Annotated in this window: 16 protein-coding genes; 3 read left to right on the top strand and 13 right to left on the bottom strand. The window is 72.8% G+C overall.

The features are described from left to right. Positions 1 to 9: 9 nt before the first annotated feature. The 6 genes from ACYVKX_RS14480 to ligD (ACYVKX_RS14455) all read right to left on the bottom strand — a co-directional run bounded on the left by ACYVKX_RS14480 (position 10) and on the right by ligD (ACYVKX_RS14455) (position 5,141). The gene (locus tag ACYVKX_RS14480; protein ID WP_460833616.1) at positions 10 to 1,221 is read right to left on the bottom strand and encodes a sensor histidine kinase; all 1,212 of its coding nucleotides are present in this window, start codon (positions 1,219 to 1,221) and stop codon (positions 10 to 12) included. After that, positions 1,214 to 1,903: a response regulator transcription factor gene (locus tag ACYVKX_RS14475; RefSeq protein WP_460833614.1), complete on the bottom strand. Its 690-nt coding sequence runs from the start codon at positions 1,901 to 1,903 to the stop codon at positions 1,214 to 1,216. Before ACYVKX_RS14475 ends, ACYVKX_RS14480 begins: the two co-directional genes overlap by 8 nt. A gap of 44 nt (positions 1,904 to 1,947) precedes the next feature. Next, a complete protein-coding gene (locus tag ACYVKX_RS14470; RefSeq protein ID WP_460833612.1) occupies positions 1,948 to 2,514 on the bottom strand; it encodes a S24/S26 family peptidase in 567 nt (188 codons plus the stop codon). A gap of 154 nt (positions 2,515 to 2,668) precedes the next feature. After that, positions 2,669 to 3,196, bottom strand: coding sequence for a hypothetical protein (locus ACYVKX_RS14465; protein ID WP_460833610.1), 528 nt, complete (start codon positions 3,194 to 3,196; stop codon positions 2,669 to 2,671). A gap of 115 nt (positions 3,197 to 3,311) precedes the next feature. Further along, positions 3,312 to 4,208: a non-homologous end-joining DNA ligase gene (ligD, locus tag ACYVKX_RS14460; RefSeq protein ID WP_460833607.1), complete on the bottom strand. Its 897-nt coding sequence runs from the start codon at positions 4,206 to 4,208 to the stop codon at positions 3,312 to 3,314. A gap of 15 nt (positions 4,209 to 4,223) precedes the next feature. After that, a complete protein-coding gene (gene ligD, locus ACYVKX_RS14455) occupies positions 4,224 to 5,141 on the bottom strand; it encodes a non-homologous end-joining DNA ligase (RefSeq protein WP_460833603.1) in 918 nt (305 codons plus the stop codon). Positions 5,142 to 5,176: 35 nt separating this feature from the next. On the opposite strand from ligD (ACYVKX_RS14455), the gene ku reads away from it, so the two are divergent. Further along, positions 5,177 to 6,043, top strand: a complete 867-nt coding sequence (gene ku / locus ACYVKX_RS14450) for a non-homologous end joining protein Ku (protein WP_460833599.1) — start codon at positions 5,177 to 5,179, stop codon at positions 6,041 to 6,043. A gap of 90 nt (positions 6,044 to 6,133) precedes the next feature. Here the strand turns inward: ku and ACYVKX_RS14445 are convergent, their stop codons facing one another. Together ACYVKX_RS14445 and ACYVKX_RS14440 are read right to left on the bottom strand one after the other, a co-directional pair. Continuing rightward, a complete protein-coding gene (locus tag ACYVKX_RS14445; RefSeq protein WP_460833597.1) occupies positions 6,134 to 11,023 on the bottom strand; it encodes an NAD-glutamate dehydrogenase in 4,890 nt (1,629 codons plus the stop codon). Positions 11,024 to 11,123: 100 nt separating this feature from the next. Continuing rightward, positions 11,124 to 11,942, bottom strand: a complete 819-nt coding sequence (locus tag ACYVKX_RS14440; RefSeq protein WP_460833594.1) for a tryptophan 2,3-dioxygenase — start codon at positions 11,940 to 11,942, stop codon at positions 11,124 to 11,126. Between the two features lie 20 nt (positions 11,943 to 11,962). On the opposite strand from ACYVKX_RS14440, the gene ACYVKX_RS14435 reads away from it, so the two are divergent. Continuing rightward, positions 11,963 to 12,439 carry a DUF2505 domain-containing protein gene (locus tag ACYVKX_RS14435; protein WP_460833591.1) on the top strand — a complete coding sequence of 159 codons (477 nt, stop codon included), beginning with the start codon at positions 11,963 to 11,965 and terminating at the stop codon, positions 12,437 to 12,439. 195 nt (positions 12,440 to 12,634) lie between these two features. Here the strand turns inward: ACYVKX_RS14435 and ACYVKX_RS14430 are convergent, their stop codons facing one another. The 4 genes from ACYVKX_RS14430 to ACYVKX_RS14415 all read right to left on the bottom strand — a co-directional run bounded on the left by ACYVKX_RS14430 (position 12,635) and on the right by ACYVKX_RS14415 (position 16,411). Next, entirely contained in the window at positions 12,635 to 12,979 is a 345-nt protein-coding gene (locus ACYVKX_RS14430; protein ID WP_460833586.1) for a DUF6912 family protein, read from the bottom strand. Then, a complete protein-coding gene (locus tag ACYVKX_RS14425; RefSeq protein ID WP_460833582.1) occupies positions 12,976 to 14,418 on the bottom strand; it encodes a WS/DGAT/MGAT family O-acyltransferase in 1,443 nt (480 codons plus the stop codon). Before ACYVKX_RS14425 ends, ACYVKX_RS14430 begins: the two co-directional genes overlap by 4 nt. Positions 14,419 to 14,504: 86 nt before the next feature. Beyond that, positions 14,505 to 15,743, bottom strand: a complete 1,239-nt coding sequence (locus ACYVKX_RS14420; RefSeq protein WP_460833579.1) for an AAA family ATPase — start codon at positions 15,741 to 15,743, stop codon at positions 14,505 to 14,507. Between the two features lie 2 nt (positions 15,744 to 15,745). Beyond that, positions 15,746 to 16,411: a hypothetical protein gene (locus tag ACYVKX_RS14415; RefSeq protein ID WP_460833577.1), complete on the bottom strand. Its 666-nt coding sequence runs from the start codon at positions 16,409 to 16,411 to the stop codon at positions 15,746 to 15,748. 98 nt (positions 16,412 to 16,509) lie between these two features. On the opposite strand from ACYVKX_RS14415, the gene ACYVKX_RS14410 reads away from it, so the two are divergent. Further along, positions 16,510 to 16,746: a helix-turn-helix domain-containing protein gene (locus ACYVKX_RS14410; RefSeq protein WP_460833575.1), complete on the top strand. Its 237-nt coding sequence runs from the start codon at positions 16,510 to 16,512 to the stop codon at positions 16,744 to 16,746. An 82-nt stretch (positions 16,747 to 16,828) separates the two neighbouring features. On the opposite strand, the gene ACYVKX_RS14405 is transcribed toward ACYVKX_RS14410, so the two are convergent. Beyond that, positions 16,829 to 18,058, bottom strand: a complete 1,230-nt coding sequence (locus ACYVKX_RS14405) for a S1C family serine protease (protein WP_460833572.1) — start codon at positions 18,056 to 18,058, stop codon at positions 16,829 to 16,831. Positions 18,059 to 18,061: the final 3 nt, after the last annotated feature.

The following is an 18,061-nucleotide window of genomic DNA, read 5'->3' as shown; positions in this document are numbered from 1 at the left end:
CGCACCGGATCAGCGCCGGGGCAGCAGCACCTCGATGCCGTCGGCCGGGTGCTCGCCGGTGACGCGGCCGCCGAGGGACTCGACGACCGAGCGGGCCTGCCCCACCCGGTCCATCGTCTCGCCGCTGCCGGTCGCGGTGGCGCGGCCCTCGACCTCGACCCGGATGCGGAGCTGACCGCCCTCCTCGCCGTGGAAGACCAGCCGCACCGAGCCCTCGCTGCGGCGGACCACGTCGGCGAGCAGCAGGTCGGTGACGTGCTCGACCGGGCCGGGCGTGTAGGTGAGCGCGAGGTTGCCCTCGGCCGCGGCGGTCAGCGTGCGGCCGCGACCGGCGAGCCGGTCCGCCCAGCGCTGGGCGAGCTGGGTGGCGAGGTCGACCAGCGGCAGCTCGGAGCCGGCGACCAGGCTGCCCCGGCGGGACAGCTCGACCAGCTCGCCGGCGACGGCGCTGACCTCGTCGACCGCCGCGAGGCTGCGGGCGGCGGCGTCCTTGACGTCGTCGGGGACGTCGTCGCGCAGGGTGAGGTCCTCCAGCTCCAGCCGGAGGCCGGTGAGCGGGGTCTTGAGGACGTGCGAGGCGTGCTCGGCGAAGTCGCGCTCGCGGTGCACGCGGTCCTCGAGCTGGAGCGCGCTGGAGCGCAGCGCGGTGGAGATCGCGCGCGCCTCGGGGATCCGGGTCCGGGGCAGCTCGAGGTCGAACCGTCCACGCGCCAGGCTGCCGGCCGCGACGGCCAGCCGCTGGAACGGCGAGGACAGCGCCGAGGCGATCACGAAGCCCGCGATGCCGGCGACCACGCCGGCGAGGAGGAACAGCGCCGCGACCGAGCCGACGTCGCGGCCGACGATGTCCGAGACGACCCGGTCGGACTGGCTCAAGGTGACGGTGCCGCCCTTCACCTCCGCGGCGGCCGCCAGGTCACCCGCCGAGTCGGCCGCGCCGGCGTACTCCTCGCCCTGGACGACGAGCGTCTCGCCGCGCCTCGGGTCGAGCTCGAGCCGGGTCTGCTCGCCCACGAGCGACTGGAGGAACTCCCCGTCGACGGTCGCGCCGGCCGCCTGTCGGCCGTCGACGAGCGACGCGATCAGGCCCACCTCCTGCTCGAGGTGCGCGGCCTCCTCCTCGCGGACCAGGTCGCGCAGCACGTAGGAGCGCACGACGCCCGCCCCCAGCAGCAGGACGACGGTGAGGACGACGAAGGCGACGGTCAGGCGCTCACGCATCCGGCGTGCCGCCTTCGAGGCGGAACCCCACGCCCCGAACGGCCACGACCCGATCCGTCACACCCACGCTCTCGAGCTTCTGGCGCAACCGACCGATCGTGACGTCGAGCGTCTTGGTCGAGCCGTACCAGTTCTCGTCCCACACGTCGGCCATCAGCCGGCCGCGGGAGACCACCTTGTCCCGGTTGGCGGCCAGGATGTTCAGCACCTCGAACTCCTTGCCGGTCAGCGGGACCTCCTCGGTCCCGGCGTACACACGCCGGGCCTCGACGTCGATCCGCAGCCCGTCGTCGGGCTCCTGCTTCTCGGTCGTCGTGGCGGAGGTACGGCGCAGCAGCGCGCGCACGCGCGCCTGGAGCTCGGCCAGCCCGAAGGGCTTGGCCAGGTAGTCGTCGGCCCCGTAGTCGAGCCCGACCACGCGGTCGAGTTCGCCGGCCCGGGCGGTGACGATCATGATCGCCCCCTCGAAGCCGGCCTCGCGGGCCCGGCGGCAGACCTCGAGCCCGTCGATGTCGGGCAGCCCGAGGTCGAGGATCACCACTTCCGGGGCGGTGGAGAGGGTGTCGAGGGCCTTCTGGCCGCTGTCCACCCAGGACACGTCGTACCCCTCACGCTCCAGGGTGCGGACGAGGGGGAACGCGATGTCCTCCTCGTCCTCCACCACTAGAACTCGTTGCGCCATGAGAGTGAGCATAGGGGTCATCGACCCGCCCCCGTGGGCAGTCCTCACTGTTCGGCCCTCGCGTCAACCCGGCCCGTGGCCGCCGCGGTGGGCTTCTGGCGCCGCGCCGCGCCGGTCACCGCCAGCATCACCAGCCCCACGACGCCCGCGGCGAGGAGCCAGAGGAGGGGGTCGGCGAGGACGAGGTAGGCGTAGCCGACGTACGGCAGCGCGAAGACCACGCGGGGCACGACCGGCCCCTGCGGCTCGAACACCCAGGGGTCCGGCGCCGGGCGGGCGTCGCCCTGGGTGCGGATGCCCTGCGGGGTGATCTCGACGATGCGGTGGGTGACGATGCCGTCCCTGCCGGCCGACGGCGGCGGACGGTAGGTGATCACGTCGCCGACGCGGAGATCGCCGACCGGGACGGCCCGCTCGAAGACGACCGTGCCGCGGGCGACGGAGTCGGGACGGTCGCCGGCCATCGAGTCGCCGGTCATGACGTAGCGCTGCAGGCCGAGGCCGATCGGCAGCAGGACCAGGGTGGTCACCGGCGCGAGGATCACCACGAGCGCGAGAAGCCGACCCCACGGCGTCGACGCCGGGCGGTGCGGGGAGGTGGTGATCTCCATGGTCAGGGGTTCTCTCCGAGACGATGTTGGCCCGGACGGGCCGTCCGGCGCTCCCCCCAACAGCGCCGGACCACCCACCCGGTGTCCGGTCTGACGGCGACCGTCCGCGCTCCCCCCAGATGCGCGGGCGGCCGTCCTCATCCCGTCGTGGTGCCTACGGGCTCCACGATCCTGCCGCACGTGCGGGATCCGAGTTGACCCACGTGTACGCCGCCGTCGCCGGCCCGCCCTGGTTGGCGAACGGCGCATCCTCCGGGAGCGACACGGTGAACGTGAACGTGCTCGAACCCCCCGGATCGATCGTCCCCACGTCCTGCGCGATGTCGCTCATCGCGGCGAAGTCGCCGTCGTACAACGTCCTTCCGTCCTGGTCGATGACCAGCTGGAGCTCGCCGTCCGCGAACGGCGAGGGGTCTCCTGTCTCCTGGAACGACAGCCGCGAGGCCTGCCCGCCCGAGTTCCGGATGGTCACGCTGCGCGACACGGACTCCCCGGGCTCGATCTTGGTGATGGTCAAGGTCGCGCCCTGGTCGTCGTCGGCCAGCAGCCGGATCCCCGAGGACCCCTCGCTGGCACTGGTCCACGGGACGCCCATGACCATGGCCAGCACGCCGGCGCCGACGACACTGCCCACAGGAAGAAGGAGCTTCCTGGCCGTGGTGGCAACGGTCGTCGTAGTCATCAGCATCCCCCCGGTGCTTCAGGTGTACGGATCGAACCTAGGGCCGGCGGTGCCACGCCAGATCCACACGACCTCCAACGGACTGCCACCGTTCGGTAACAGATCTGCGGGGGCCCTAGGAGAACAGGTCTCCGTGCGCAGCGACCCGCTCCAGGACCTCCTCGAGGCGGAGCTGGCCGAGCTCCAGCGGGTCCTCCGCGCCGGCCTCGACCTCGTCCCAGGAGAGCGGCGTGGCGACCGTCGGGACCTCGCGCCCGCGCAGCGAGTACGGCGCGATGGTGGTCTTCGAGCCGGCGTTCTGCGACCAGTCGAGGAACACCCTCCCCGAGCGCCTGGCCCTGGTCATGGTCGCGGTCACCAGGCGCGGGTGCTCGCCCTCGAGCTCCTCGGCGACCTCCTTGGCCAGCGCCGTCGACTCCTCCGGCGGCAGCCGCCTCGGCAGGCTCGCATAGAGGTGCAGGCCCTTGGAGCCGCTGGTGACCGGCCGGGCGTCGAGGTCGCGCGCGACGAGCCGGTCGCGCACCAGCAGCGCGACCCGGCAGCACTCGTGCAGCCCGGCCGGCTCGCCCGGGTCGAGGTCGATCACCAGCCGGTCCGCGCCGCGCGGGCGGTCCCTGCCGTCGACGGTCCACTGGTGGACGTGCAGCTCGAGCGCGGCCAGGTTGACCAGCCAGGTCAGCGTGGCGAGGTCGTCGACGATCGGGAAGACGAGCGTGTCGCCGTTCCGGCTCGGCGCGCGACTGCCGGTCGTCGGGACCCGCGCGGTGTGCACCCAGGACGGGGTGCCGTTCGGCACGTTCTTCTCGAAGAAGCTGTCGCCCGAGACGCCGTGCGGCCAGCGGATCCGGGTCACGCACCTGCCCTTCAGGTGCGGGAGCAGGACCGGCGCGACCTGGGCGTAGTAGTTGAGGACCTCGCCCTTCGTCGTACCCGTGCGCGGGTAGAGCACCTTGTCGAGGTTGCTGATCGTGAGCGTGCGGCCCTCGACGTCGACGCGGGTCCGCTCAGCCATGGGGCGCCGTCGCGATCACAGGTCCTCCGGGGCGAGGTCGGTGCGGACGCCCTGGAAGGAGGGCTGCCGCAGCCGCTCGTACCCGCGCCCGTGGGTGTCGATGTCCACGACCAGCACCGGCTCGAGCCAGTGCGTGCCCCTCGCGTCGACCGCGGGGACCTCGTCGTCGAACGGGCTCTCCGGCCGCCCCAGGCCGGCGACCAGCTCCGCGAGCACCCGGCCCTGGCGGGGCCCGATGCCGCTGCCCACACGGCCGCGATAGCGGAGTCCGCCGGCGGTCGGCTCGCCCACCAGCAGCGCGGCCAGCCGGTCGGAGGTGCCCTCCTGCGGGCGCCAGCCGCCCACGACGTAGGAGAGCCGGTGCCGGTGCGCGAGCTTCTGCCAGTGCGGGCTGCGCTCCCCGAAGCGGTACGCCGAGGCGCGCCGCTTGCTGACCACGCCCTCCAGCCCCTGCTGGAGGGTCGCCTCGAAGAGCATCGCGCCGTCGTCGTACTGCGGGGGCACCTGCCAGGTCCCGTCCAGCCCGAGCCCCTCCAGCGCGGCCCGCCGCTGCTCGAGCGGTTGCTGGGTCAGGTCCTCCCCGTCGAGGCGGAGCAGGTCGAAGACCAGGTAGCTCGCCGGGACCCTCTCGGCGAGGCGGGCAGCCGTGGCCGCCCTGCGGATGTGCATCCGCTCCTGGAGCGTGCGGAAGTCGGGCACGCCGCGCTCGTTGAGTGCGACGATCTCGCCGTCGACGAGCAGGTCGCGGTCGCCGAGCGGGCTCGTGGCGAGCTCGGGCCAGGCGATCGTGATGGCGTTCTCGTTGCGACTGGTCATCCGCAGGGTGCCGGCGCGGACCTCGGTCAGCGCGCGCACGCCGTCCCACTTGACCTCGTGCGTCCACGCGTCGCCGGGCGGCACCTGGCGGCCGTGGGTGGCGAGCATGGGGCGCATGCGTCACATCATGCCCGCGTGTCACACTCTGCGGTATGCGAGCGATCTGGAAGGGCGCCGTCTCCTTCGGCCTGGTCAGCGTGCCGGTGAAGCTCTACGCCGCGACCGAGTCGCACGACGTGTCGTTCCGGCAGGTGCACGCCCAGGACGGCGGGCGGATCAGGTACCAGCGGGTCTGCTCGCTCGACGGGGAGGAGGTCGCCTACGCCGACATCGCCAAGGGCTACGAGACCGAGGACGGCGAGGTGGTCATCCTCACCGACGACGACCTGGCCGAGCTGCCGTCGACGTCCTCGCGCGAGATCGCCGTCGAGAAGTTCGTGCCGTCCGACCAGATCGACCCGCTGCTGTTCGAGAAGTCGTACTACCTCGAGCCCGAGAAGACCGGCGCCAAGCCCTACGCGCTGCTCCGCCAGGCGCTGCTCGACGCCGACCGGATGGCCGTCGTCACCGTCGCGCTGCGCCAGCGCACCACCGTCGCCGTGCTCCGGGTGCGCGACGACGTGATCGTGCTCCAGACGATGATGTGGCCCGACGAGATCCGCACCCCCGACTTCTCCGTCGAGACCGGCGAGGTGAAGCCGCAGGAGGTGAAGATGGCGAACATGCTCGTCGAGACCCTCGCCGGCGACTTCGACCCGGCCGAGTTCGAGGACGACTACGCCGAGGCCGTCGACGCGCTCGTGCGGGCCAAGATCGAGGGCGGCGAGGTCAAGCGCACCGAGACCTCCACCAAGTCCTCCGGCGAGGTCGTCGACCTGCTCGCCGCCCTCCAGCGCTCCGTCGACGCCGCCAGGACCGCGCGGGGCGAGTCGTCGGACGACGGGGGGAAGCCGGCGACGAAGAAGTCGGGCCCGAAGAAGACCGCCAAGAAGAAGGCTGCTGCCAAGAAGGCCAGCTGAGCCCCGGGGCGGAGTTGCCGTCGCACCTGACGTATCTGCTGACCTCGCCGGCGATTTCACGACATCTGCGTCAGGTACGACGGCCTCCGATCAGCCTGACGCCAGCAGCCCCCGGACCACGCGCAGGCCCACCGACAGCCGGGCCAGGTCGGCCTGCTCGTCGGCGCAGATCTCCTCCAGGGTGGCCGCGGCCCGCGGGACGATCACGTCGTCGGCGTTCTCCCACGCGACCACCCGCGCGGGCGCGGCGTCCTCGGGCGAGGTGGTCGCCAGCACCTGGGCGGTGAGCTGCGCGTGCACGGAGTGCAGGTCGTCGCGCAGCGCGGCGCGCGCCATCGTCTGCCAGCGGTCGGCGCGCGGCAGCGCGAGGATCCGCTGCACCAGGCCCGGCAGGCCGAGCCGCTCGCCCAGCGCGAAGTGCACCCGGGCGACCTCCGCCGGGTCGAGCTCCTCGCGGTTCGCGATCTCGACGACGTTGAGGACCATGTACGAAGGTGGCAGCACGGCAACACGCGACGACAGTGGTTCCGGTACGCCTTCGGCCATCAAACGATCACGCCGGTCCACATAGGCAGCGAGCTCACGCCCGCTCATGAGCTCCGGCAGGTCCGCCATCACCTGCCGCACCGGACCGGTGAACAGCTCGACGGTGCCCCGACTGTCCAGCGGGGGCCGGCGGTTGATGATCAGCCAGCGCGAGGCCCGCTCGACCAGGGTGCGCATCTCCACCCGCATCCGGGTCTGTACGCCGGCGTCCAGCTCGTTGTCGAACGAGCTCAGCTCCTCGCGCATGGGCAGCGAGCCGAAGATCTCGCGCGCGACGAAGTTCGCCCGGGTCAGCTCGACGGCGGTCGCGCCGGTCTCGCCGGCCAGCCGCGGCCAGAACGTCATGCCGGCGCCGTTCACCAGGTCGTTGACCACCTGGGTCACGACGATCTCGCGGCGCAGCGGGTGCTGGTGCACCTGCTCCTCGAAACCCTCGCGGATCGGCGTCGGGAAGTAGGCCCGCAGGTCCTGGTCGAAGTAGCGGTCGTCGGCGATCTCGGTCTCGATCAGCTCGTCGGCGAGCACGATCTTGGTCCACGACATCAGCACGGACAGCTCGGGGGCGCTCAGGCCCTCGCCGTTGTCGAGCCGGCGCCGGACCTCCTTGCTGCTGGGCAGCGCCTCGAGCTCGCGGTTGAGGACCCCGTCGCCCTCGAGCCGTCGCATCCACTCCTCGTGGACGTGCAGCAGGGACGGCGCGTGCTCGACGGCGTTGGCGAGCGCGATGTTCTGCTCGTAGTTGTCGCGCAGCACGAGCGCGGCGACCTCGTCGGTCATCTCCGCGAGCAGGCCGTTGCGCTGCTTCTCGGTCAGGTCGCCGCTCTTGACCACCCGGTCGAGCAGGATCTTCAGGTTCACCTCGTGGTCGGAGGTGTCCACGCCCGCAGAGTTGTCGATGAAGTCGGTGTTGATCCGGCCGCCGGCCCGCGCGTACTCGATCCGCCCCAGCTGGGTGAAGCCGAGGTTGCCGCCCTCGCCGACCGCCTGCGCGCGCAGCTCGCCGCCGTCGACCCGGATGGCGTCGTTCGCCTTGTCGCCCGCGTCCGCGTGGGACTCGGTGGAGGCCTTCACATAGGTGCCGATGCCGCCGTTCCAGAGCAGGTCGACCGGTGCGAGCAGGATCGCGCGCATCAGCTCGGCCGGCGTCATCGACGCGACCGACGCGTCGATGCCGAGCGCGGTGCGGACGGCGTCGTTCAGCGTGACCTTCTTCAGCGACCGCGAGTAGACGCCGCCGCCCTCGGAGATCTTCGCGTGGTCGTAGTCCTGCCAGCTCGACCGCGGCAGCTCGAAGAGCCGCTTGCGCTCGGCGTACGACGACGCCGGGTCGGGGTCGGGGTCGAGGAAGATGTCGCGGTGGTCGAACGCCGCCACCAGCCTGGTGTGCTCGGAGCAGAGCAGGCCGTTGCCGAACACGTCGCCGGACATGTCGCCGATGCCGACACAGGTGAAGTCCTCGGTCTGGCAGTCGATGCCGCGCTCGCGGAAGTGCCGCTGCACCGAGACCCAGGCGCCGCGGGCGGTGATGCCCATCGCCTTGTGGTCGTAGCCCACCGAGCCGCCGCTGGCGAAGGCGTCGCCGAGCCAGAAGCCGTAGGAGTTCGCGACCTCGTTGGCGATGTCGGAGAACGTCGCCGTGCCCTTGTCGGCCGCGACGACGAGGTAGGAGTCGTCGCCGTCGTGGCGCACCACGTCGCGCGGCGGCACGGTCTCGCCGTCGACGAGGTTGTCGGTGATGTCGAGCAGGCCGGAGATGAACGTGCGGTAGCAGGCGACGCCCTCGGCCAGCCACGCCTCGCGATCGCTCATGTCAGGCAGCTGCTTGCAGAAGAAGCCTCCCTTGGCGCCGACCGGCACGATCACGGTGTTCTTCACCATCTGCGCCTTGACCAGGCCGAGCACCTCGGTGCGGAAGTCGTCGCGGCGGTCGGACCAGCGCAGGCCGCCGCGCGCGACCGCGCCGAAGCGCAGGTGCACGCCCTCGACCCGCGGCGAGTAGACGAAGATCTCGAAGCGCGGCCGCGGCTCCGGCAGGTCCGGGATCGCCGACGGCTCCAGCTTGAACGACAGGTACGGCTTGGTCGCGCCGTCCGCCGCGGCCTGGAAGTAGTTGGTGCGCAGCGTCGCCTTGATCAGCGTCAGGTAGGAGCGCAGGATGCGGTCGTGGTCGAGGCTGGCGACGTCGTCCAGCGACCGGGCGATCCGCTCCTCGACCGCCTCGGCGCGGGCGCGATCGGCCGACGGGTCGAAGCGGATCTCGAAGAGCAGCACCAGCAGCCGGGTGATGTCGACGTTGTTGCGCAGCGCGCCCTCGATGTAGTCGAGGGCGAACGGCGAGTTCCCCTGCTTCAGGTACTTCGCGTACGCGCGCAGCACGGTCGCCTGCCGCCAGGTCAGCCCGGCGCCGAGCACCAGGGCGTTGAACCCGTCGATCTCGTTGCGCCCCTCCCAGACCGACCGGACGGCGTCCTGGAACAGGTCGCGGGAGTTGTCGGGCAGCGCGCGGCCGTAGCGCAGGCCGAACTCGTAGACGAACGTCGGGCGGTCCAGGCCGTCGAGGTCGTAGGGCCGCTCGTCGACGACCTCGACGCCCATCGACGACAGCGTCGGCAGGATCCCCGAGAGCGACAGCGGCCGGCCGACCCGGAAGACCTTGAGCCGGGCCTCGCCGCGGCCGGCGTCCAGGTCCTCGTACATCGCGAGGTCGATGCCGGTGCCGTCCTCGCCGACCTCGATCGCCTCGAGCCGGCCGAGGTCCACGGCGGCCCGGCGAGGCGTGAAGTCCTCCTTGTAGGACTCCGGGAACGACTCCAGGTAGCGCCGGACCAGCCGGGAGCCGGCCTCCTCGCCGTACTCGTTCAAGACGGCGATGGCGAAGTCGTCGCGCCAGGAGCGGGACGCCTCCTGCATCCGCCGCTCGAGGTCGGCGGTGTCGACCTCGTGGATCGCCTCGCCCTTGGGCGGGTGCACGACGAAGTGCACCCGGGCGGTCGTCGACTCGGTGAGCCGCACGGTGAACTCCACGGAGTCGCCGCCGAGCCGCTCCCTGAGCAGCTGGGAGAAGCGCTCGCGGACCGTCGTGTTGTAGCGGTCGCGGGGCAGGTAGACCAGCACGGAGACGTAGCGGCCGTAGGTGTCGCGGCGGATGAACAGCCGCAGCTGTCGGCGCTCGCGGGCGTGCATCGCCTGCTCGGCCATCGGCGCGAGCTCGTCGACGGTCGTGTGGAACAGCTCGTCGCGCGGGTAGGTCTCGAGCGTGTCCATCAGGGCCTTGCCGTCGTGGCTGTTCGGCGAGAACCCGATCCGCCTCAGCACGGCCGCGGCCCGCTCGCGCAGCAGCGGGATCCGGGTCAGCGACTCGGTGTAGGCGGCGCTGGAGTAGAGGCCGAGGAACCGGCGCTCGCCGACCACCTCGCCGTTCTCGAACCTCTTGACGCCGATGTAGTCGAGGTACGCCGGTCGATGGACGGTCGAGCGGGAGTTGGCCTTGGTGAGCACCAGCACGGTCTTCTCGCGGGCCTTGGCGGCGGCCGCCTCGGGGAGCCTGCCGCTCGTCGACATGTCCTGGTCGGCGCGCAGGATGCCGAGCCCGCTTCCGGGTACGGCGCGCAGGTACTCCCCCATCTTCTGGCCCGATTCCTGGCCGTCGTCGCGCTTCTCCAGCGCGTACTCGCGGTAGCCGAGGAACGTGAAGTGGTCGTCGGCCAGCCACTGCAGCAGGTCGCGGGCCTGGCGCGCCTCCGCGCGGTCCACCCCGGCGGGCGGGTCGGTGCTGAGCTCGTGCACGATGTCGGCGACCTGGGCGTGCATCTTCGGCCAGTCCTCGACGGACTCGCGCACGTCGCGGAGCACCCGCTGCACGGCGTCCTCGATCTCGGCGACGTCCTCGCCCTCGGCGAGCCGGTCGATCTCGACGTGCATCCAGGACTCGCGGACCACCTCGCCCATCCCGTCCTGGGCGTCGCCGGAGGCGTCCTCGCCGGCGGCGGCAGGCCGGACGTCCTGCACCGCCCCGGTGATGTCGCGGGTGACGTCGAGCAGCGGGTGGATCACGATGTGCACGTCGCGCAGCTGCCGCGACAGCTCCATCGTCAGCGAGTCGACGAGGAACGGCATGTCGTCGACGACGACCTCGACCACGGAGTGGCCGTCGGCCGACCAGCCGTGCTCGGCCGTGGTCGGCGTGAAGACCCGCACCCGGGCGGTGCCCTGGGGCCGACTGTCCGCGAGCCGGTAGTGCGACGCGAATGCGCCGTACAGGTCGACGTCGCTGCGGCCAGCGAGGTCCTCGACCGCGACGTGACGGTAGTAGGTCCTCAGCAGGGTGTCCACGGCGTCGTGCGGCGGCCCTCCCGTTCCCTTGCCGCTGCGGGCCAGCTCGATGGCGCCCGACAGGAGGACGGACAGGTCCGGCTCATGCGTCGTCGTTGACACGCTCCGACACTAGGACGCCGGGTCGGTTACCCACCAGTCGGCCCCTCCGTTCACGCCGAGTCGGCGCAGTCTCAGCTGAGCTTGCGCCGACTCGGCGTCGTTACAGCTCGCTGCGCAGGTCCCAGAGCGGCGGGTAGTAGCGGACCGGGAGGCGCGAGCGGAGGTACGCCGAGCCGCTGGATCCACCGGTACCCGACTTGGCGCCGATCATCCGCTCGACCATCACGACGTGGCGGGCGCGCCAGCTCGCGGCCAGCTCGTCGTGCTGGAGCAGCGCCTCGGCGAGCGCCCACACGACGGCGTACTGGTCGCGGTCGTGGGCGACCGTGCGCAGCGACGCCGAGACCTCAGCGTCGTCGCTCGCGGGCAGGTCGAGGGAGCAGAGTACGGCGAGGAACGCGTCCCACAGGGTCGGCTCGGCCAGCCGGGCGTCGAGGCGGTCCCGCTCGCCGGGCGTGATCCCCTTGAAGCGGTCGAGGTACGCCGGGTCCTTCGCGCCGGAGAGGAACTCCAGCTCCCGGAACTGCACCGACTGGAAGCCGCTGGCCGGCGCGAGCCGCTGCCGGAACTCCAGGAAGTCCTGCGGCGTCATCGTCTCCAGCACGTCGATCTGCTGCACCAGCACGCGCTCGATCACGTGCACCCGCGCGAGCAGGTGCTGCGCCCACCAGAGGCGTCCGCCGCTCGCGCCGCCGAGCATCGCGTCGCGGGCCGCCGAGACCTCGTGCAGGAGCTGCTTGAACCACAGCTCGTAGACCTGGTGGACCGTGATGAACAGCAGCTCGTCGTGCGCCGGCGGGTCCGACTCGAGGTGTTGGGAGTCCAGCAGCTGCGGCAGGCGGAGGTAGGACCCGTAGGTCAGCTGGGCACCCTGCTCGCCGAAGGAGACGAAGCTCTCGGCGGCGTTGTCGACGGCCATGGTCCTGACACTATGACCGCATGAGGTTCCGACACGAGACGGAGTACGACGCCCCGCTGGCCGACGTCGCCGCGATGCTGGCCGACCCGGCCTTCCGCGAGGAGGTCTGCGCGTTCCAGCAGGTGATCCGGGCCGACGTCGGCATCGACGCGGACGGCGACGCGATGACCGTCGTGGTCGACCAGGTCCGGCCGGCCGCGGGCATCCCGGGCTTCGCGAGGAGGTTCGTCGGCGACGAGATCAACATCGTCCAGCGCGAGGACTGGGCCTCGATCGAGGAGGCCGACCTGCACGTCTCGATCCCGGGCAAGCCGGGCGAGATGACCGGCACCATCTCCCTGGTCGAGTCGGGCGGCACCACGACCGAGACGGTCGACGTACGCATCAAGGTCAACATCCCACTGGTCGGCGGGAAGATCGAGAGCCTGATCGCGGACCTGCTCCGCAAGGCCCTGGAGGCCGAGAGCACGGTCGGCCGGGACTACCTGGCGCGCTGATCGTACTGAGAGGATGCCGACTCGGCGCAAGTTGCCCGCCAGGAGAGCCCGAGTCGGCGCAAGTTGCCCGCCAGGAGAGCCCGAGTCGGCGCAAGTTGCCCGCCTCCTGGGCAAGACGCGCCGACTCGACCCTCCTGAGCGGGCAAGACGCGCCGGCTCGGCGATCCCGGGCGGGCAAGACGCGCCGAGTCGGCGTCAGCTGACCAGGTGTGGGATCTCCTGGGTGGCGAACCAGCCGAGGTCCTCGTCGGGGTCGGCGTCGGCCGGGCGGTCCGCGGTGTCGGCGTGCACCGCGACCACGCGTTTGAGCGGGACGGTCCAGCCCGGCTCGGGCTCCCGGTCCAGCTCGGCCACCACGACCACGCGGCGGCCGGGACCGGCGACCAGCGCGGCCGAGGCGTCGGCGGCGGTCATCAGGGCGGCGTACTCCGCGTCCTCGCTGTCGTCCTCGGCGACCACGAGGTTCGCAGTCACCGCGATCGTGCCCGCGGCGTGCTGCTCGGCGAGCAGCGCGATCGTCGTCGGGAGGTAGACCCTCACGTGCTCGTCTCCTTGCGCCTGCGGCGCCCGCGCGGGGCCCGGGTGCGGCCACCGGTGGCCGACTCGAGCAGCTCGTCGAGCGCCTCCAGCAGGCAGGCGCCGAGCAGGTCGGCGTCGGGGAGCAGGTCGCGGTCGGCGGTGATGCCGTAGCAGACCGTGCCGTCGTACGACGTCACGCCGATCGCCAGCGGGTGGCCCTCGAGCAGCGGCAGCACGGGGTAGGTCTCGACCATCCTCGCGCCGGCGGCGTACAGCGGCGCCTGCGGTCCGGGGACGTTGGTGACGTTGAGGTCGTAGCGGCGCCGCTCGACGGCCGCGACCCGCGAGCCGATCGCGTGGAACGACGCCGGCGCGAAGCCGGAGATGCTGGTCAGCCGGCTCGCGGCGACCGCGCGGCCGGTGTCCTTGTGGGTCTGGAACGAGTACGACACCTGGTGCAGCCGCACCACCGGGCTGGCCTCCCGCACCGGCAGGTCGACGAAGTGCGGCGCGATCTGGCTGCCGAGCGAGGTGGCCTCGAGCTCGTCGTCGATGACCGAGACCGGCACCACCGCACGGATCTGGCGTACGCCGCGCATCGACTCGCCGCGGGTCATCAGCCACGCGCGCAGGGCGCCGGTGACGGTCGCGAGGATGACGTCGTTGACGGTGCCGCCGTGGGCCGCGCGGATCGTGCGGTAGCTCGCGAGCGGCGTGCTGACCGCGACCACCCGGCGCTGCTGGGAGAGCGGGCCGATGATCGGCGAGTCCGCGGACGGCGTCCGGTTGGTCAGCGCGTCGGCGACCCGGCCGGCCGAGCGGATCGCGTCCGCGGCGCCGCGGAGGACGGCGCCACCGGCGCTGCGCGCCGTCGCCGCGACCGTCCCGGGTGCGGTGACGGAGTCCCTCACCGCGCCGGCCATCAGCGAGAACGGCGAGGGCGAGCCGTCGGGCCGCCACTCGTCGCCACCGAGCAGCTTGGGCTCGGGCGAGGTGTCGTGCAGCACCTGGCCGAGGTCGACGGTGTGGATGCCGTCGACCAGCACCTGGTGGGACTTCGACAGCAGCGCGACCCGGCCGTCGGCCAGACCCTCGACGAAGTAGATCTCCCACAGCGGCCGGCTCCGGTCGAGCGGGCGCGACACGATCCGCGCCACCAGCTCGCGCAGCTGGTCCGGGCTGCCCGGGCGCGGCAGCGCCGACCGGCGTACGTGGTAGCCGATGTCGAAGCTCTCGTCGTCCACCCAGACGGGGTTGGCGATCCGCCCCGGCACCGTCTGCACGCGCTGGCGGTAGCGCGGCACGAACGAGATCCGCTCCTGGACGAGGCGCACGAGCCGGCCGTAGTCGAACCCGGACTCGCCGGGCTCGAAGATCTCGACGGTCGCGTTGTGCATCGGCGTGGACGGCGACTCCTCGGCCAGCAGCGCCACGTCCCGCGGCCGGAGCCGCTCACTCATGCTCTGCCGCCTCTCCGTCGCCACGGGCCGCCCGCGCCTTCGGCTGGGTCAACACGGGATTCTGGCAGACGTGAGGGCCGGATCCGTCACACCGCGAGATCGCCTGCCGGCAGGCGCCCAGATCCGCTGCTCGCCGCGTAGAGCCCGTCGACCACGCGTCCCACGGCACGTGCGAGCGGTGAGTCGCCGAGCTCGGCCAGCGTGCGGCCGGCGACCAGCGCCCGGTCGACGGTGGGCTGGTCCTCGGGCAGGAAGTGCATCGACGCGGTGCGTGCGAAGCCGGCGACCATCCCCGCGATGTCGCGCTCGGACCAGCCCAGACTGGGCCGCATCCGGTTGACGAGGACGTGCGCCTCGCGGCCCAGGCCGGCGAGCTCGACCAGCCCCCGCGCGAGCCGGGTGAGCCCGACCGGGTCCGCGCCGCCCACGACGACGACCTCGTCGGCGACGTCGAGCGCGCCGAGCGTCATCTGGTTGCGGCCCGGCCGGGTGCCGTAGTCGGAGCCCGGCTCGTCCTCGAGGCTGAACCCGGTGTCGACGACGACCTCGGCCTGCTCGCGGGCGACCTCGAGGAGGTGCTCGACGGTGTCGGGCCGCACCTCGATCCACCGGTCCCCGCGCGGCAGCCCGGTGACCACGCTCAGGTGGCCGTCGATGCCGCGCTGCACCGACCCGAACCGCTCCTCCAACTGCCCCGACGCCGCCAGCCGGGCCGCCGACAGCAGGCCCGAGACCTCGTCGAGGATCCCGAGCTGCTGCGCAATCGCGCCGCCGTAGGGGTCGGCGTCGACCAGGACGGTACGCCGCTTGCGCCGCGCGAGCTCGGCCGCGATCGCCGCGGCGACGGTGGTGCGCCCCGGCGCCCCGGCCGGCCCCCACACCGCGACCACGCGGCCCGCGGAGCCGGGCACCGGCGGCGGGGGCGGCCGGCCGGGCTCCGGCACGCGGACCACGGTGTCCGGCGACTCCTCGGCGAGTACGGCGCCCGGCAGCGCGTCCAGGTCGTCGTCGGTGACCACCCGCGGGATGCCGATCCGCGCGGCGCGGAGCCGGCCGCCGTCGAGCGTGGCACCGCCGGCGGCGATGGCGACCGGGCGGACGCCGTACCGCTGGAGCAGCTCGACCGCGGACCGGTCGAGGCCGGGCGAGTCCAGGCCCAGGACCGCGGCGTCGGCCTGGCCGGCGCTGGCCGCGGCGAGCAGGTCGTCGACGTCGACGCACCGCTTGAGGACCACGATGCCGGGGTGGTCGCCGAGCCGCCGCAGCACCGCGGGCTCCCAGGCCGCCCCGGAGGCGACCACGATGACGAGAGCCCGGTCAGACACGGTCAGCCACGGCGCACGACGGTCAGGACCGGCTGCTCGACCCGACCGAGCGCGGCGAGGAACGCGGCCGCGGCGTCGGCCGGGACCGCCAGCACCAGCTGGCGCCGTCCGGTGGCGGTGCCGAACGTGCTCTCCAGCGGCGGGGCGTCGACGACGGTCACCTCCTCGAGCAGCGGACCGCCGCGGGAGCCGATCAGATAGACGCTGACGACCGAGCCCGCCTGCACCGCCGGCGGCACCTGCTCGGTGTCGACGGCGATCGGGAGCTCGACGGTGTCCGCGGTGGTCTCGGCCGTGCCGAGCGCGGCCCGCGGCAGCAGCTCGCCCGCACCCACCCCGCGGAGCAGGACCGGGTCGGCGGGCAGCTCGTCGTCGACCGAGAGGTAGCCGGCCAGGTCGCCCTCGTCGGCGAACCGCACCCTGGTGGGCTCGAGGTCGTCCGGGTCGAGCCGGGCACCGGGCCCGGCGTCGGCCGACACCGACCACACCGTCACGGTGTCGTCGGCGGCCGCCAGCAGCCGGGAACCGGCGACCACGGAGACCGCCACGATGAGGACGCCGACCCACAGCCGTGGATCGCGCCAGCCCGAGCGCGCGGCACGGGTGGCCGGCGGGACCGGGGCAGGTGCCGCCGAGGTCGCGGGAGGCCGCGCCGTGCCGAGAGTCACGCGAGGATTCTCGCCCCCGGTCGCCGCTCCGAAACCCGTTCTCCACAGGCCCGCCGGGGCGACGGCGCAGAGACGACGCCAGGTGCGACGATGGGCGCATGGCCGGCACCCCCCGCTTCCTGACCCTCGCCGACGTGGCCGAGGTGCTCAACACCTCCAGCGCACAGGTCTACGCGCTGGTCCGCCGCGGCGAGCTGCCGGCCATCAAGATCGGCGGCCGCGGCCAGTGGCGGGTCGAGTCGGCCCAGCTCGAGGATTTCATCCAGCAGATGTACGCCGACACGAAGGTCTTCGTCGAGGAGCACCCGTACGTCGAGTCGGAGACCCGCGACTGACGAGTGGAATCGGGGTAGTCCCTGACGTTCGGCCGGCGACACGCCGGCGAATCCCGGCCGAAACGTCAGGGACTACCGAAGATCAGCCCGTCTCGGCACCCAGGGTCAGCGCGAGGGTGCGCTCCTCGCCGTCGCGGACGACGGTGAACTCCACGGTCTCGCCGGGCCGGTGGGCGCGGATGGCGACGATGAGCGCGATGCCGTCGGTCACCCGCTCGCCGTCGACCTCGGTGATCACGTCGCCCTTCCTCAGCCCGCCCTTCTCGGCGGGGGTGTCGGGCATGACCTCGTCGATCTCGGCTCCCTCGCCGGTGGGCTCGCCGCCGGTGCGGACCTGCGCGCCGATGACGGGGTACTGCGCCCGACCCGTGCGCAGGATCTGGTCGGCGGTGACCCGCACCTGCTCGATCGGGATCGCGAAGCCGACGCCGATGTTGCCCGACTCGCCGCCGATCGGGCCGCCGGTGGTGGCGATCGCGGAGTTCACGCCGACGACCTGCCCGCGCAGGTTCACCAGCGGGCCGCCGGAGTTGCCGGGGTTGATCGCGGCGTCGGTCTGCACCGCGTTGATGTACGACGAGGTGTCGCCCGCGTTGCCGGTGGTGACCGGGCGCCGCAGGGCGCTGACGATCCCGGCGGTGACCGTCGAGCTCAGCCCGAGCGGCGAGCCGATCGCGACCACGCCCTCGCCGACGCGCAGGGACCGGGACGAGCCGAGCGCGGCCGGCTGGAGACCACGCGCCTCGGGCGCGTACAGGACGGCGAGGTCGTAGACGGGGCTGCGGCCGACCACCTCGGCGGCGTACCGGTTGCCCTCCTCGTCGACGACCTCGATCGGGCCGTCGTTGGCGTCGGCGTCCGCGACCACGTGGTTGTTGGTGACGATGTGGCCCTGGCGGTCGAGCACGAAGCCGGAGCCGGTCGCGCCGCCCTCCTGACCGTCGAGCTCCGCCACGATCTGGACCGTGCTCGGCAGCAGCCGCTCGGCGACCGCGGCGATCGAGCCGTTGCCGACCGGCAGCGGCGCCCGGCTGACGGTCTCGACGCCGTCGAGGCCCGCGGGCACCGAGCCGACCGGATCGTCGGACAGCTGCTCGTAGCCGACGCTGCCCGCGACGCCGCCCAGGACGCCCAGCACGAGCGCGAGCGCGCAGACGACCGGCCACAGCCAGCCGGGCACCCGGCCGCGGGGCACCGCGTGCCGCGCGGGAGGCGGCGGGGGCGGGGTCCGCACGTGCGGCGGCGACTGCGCCACCGGGGGCACCCAGCTCGGCGGAGGCGTGCTCGGCCGGGTGGGATCGTCGGGCGTCACGGA

This window comes from Nocardioides hungaricus (genome assembly GCF_054782915.1).
Note: the sequence above shows the minus strand (reverse complement) of the source record. Positions and strands in the feature narration are given on the sequence as shown.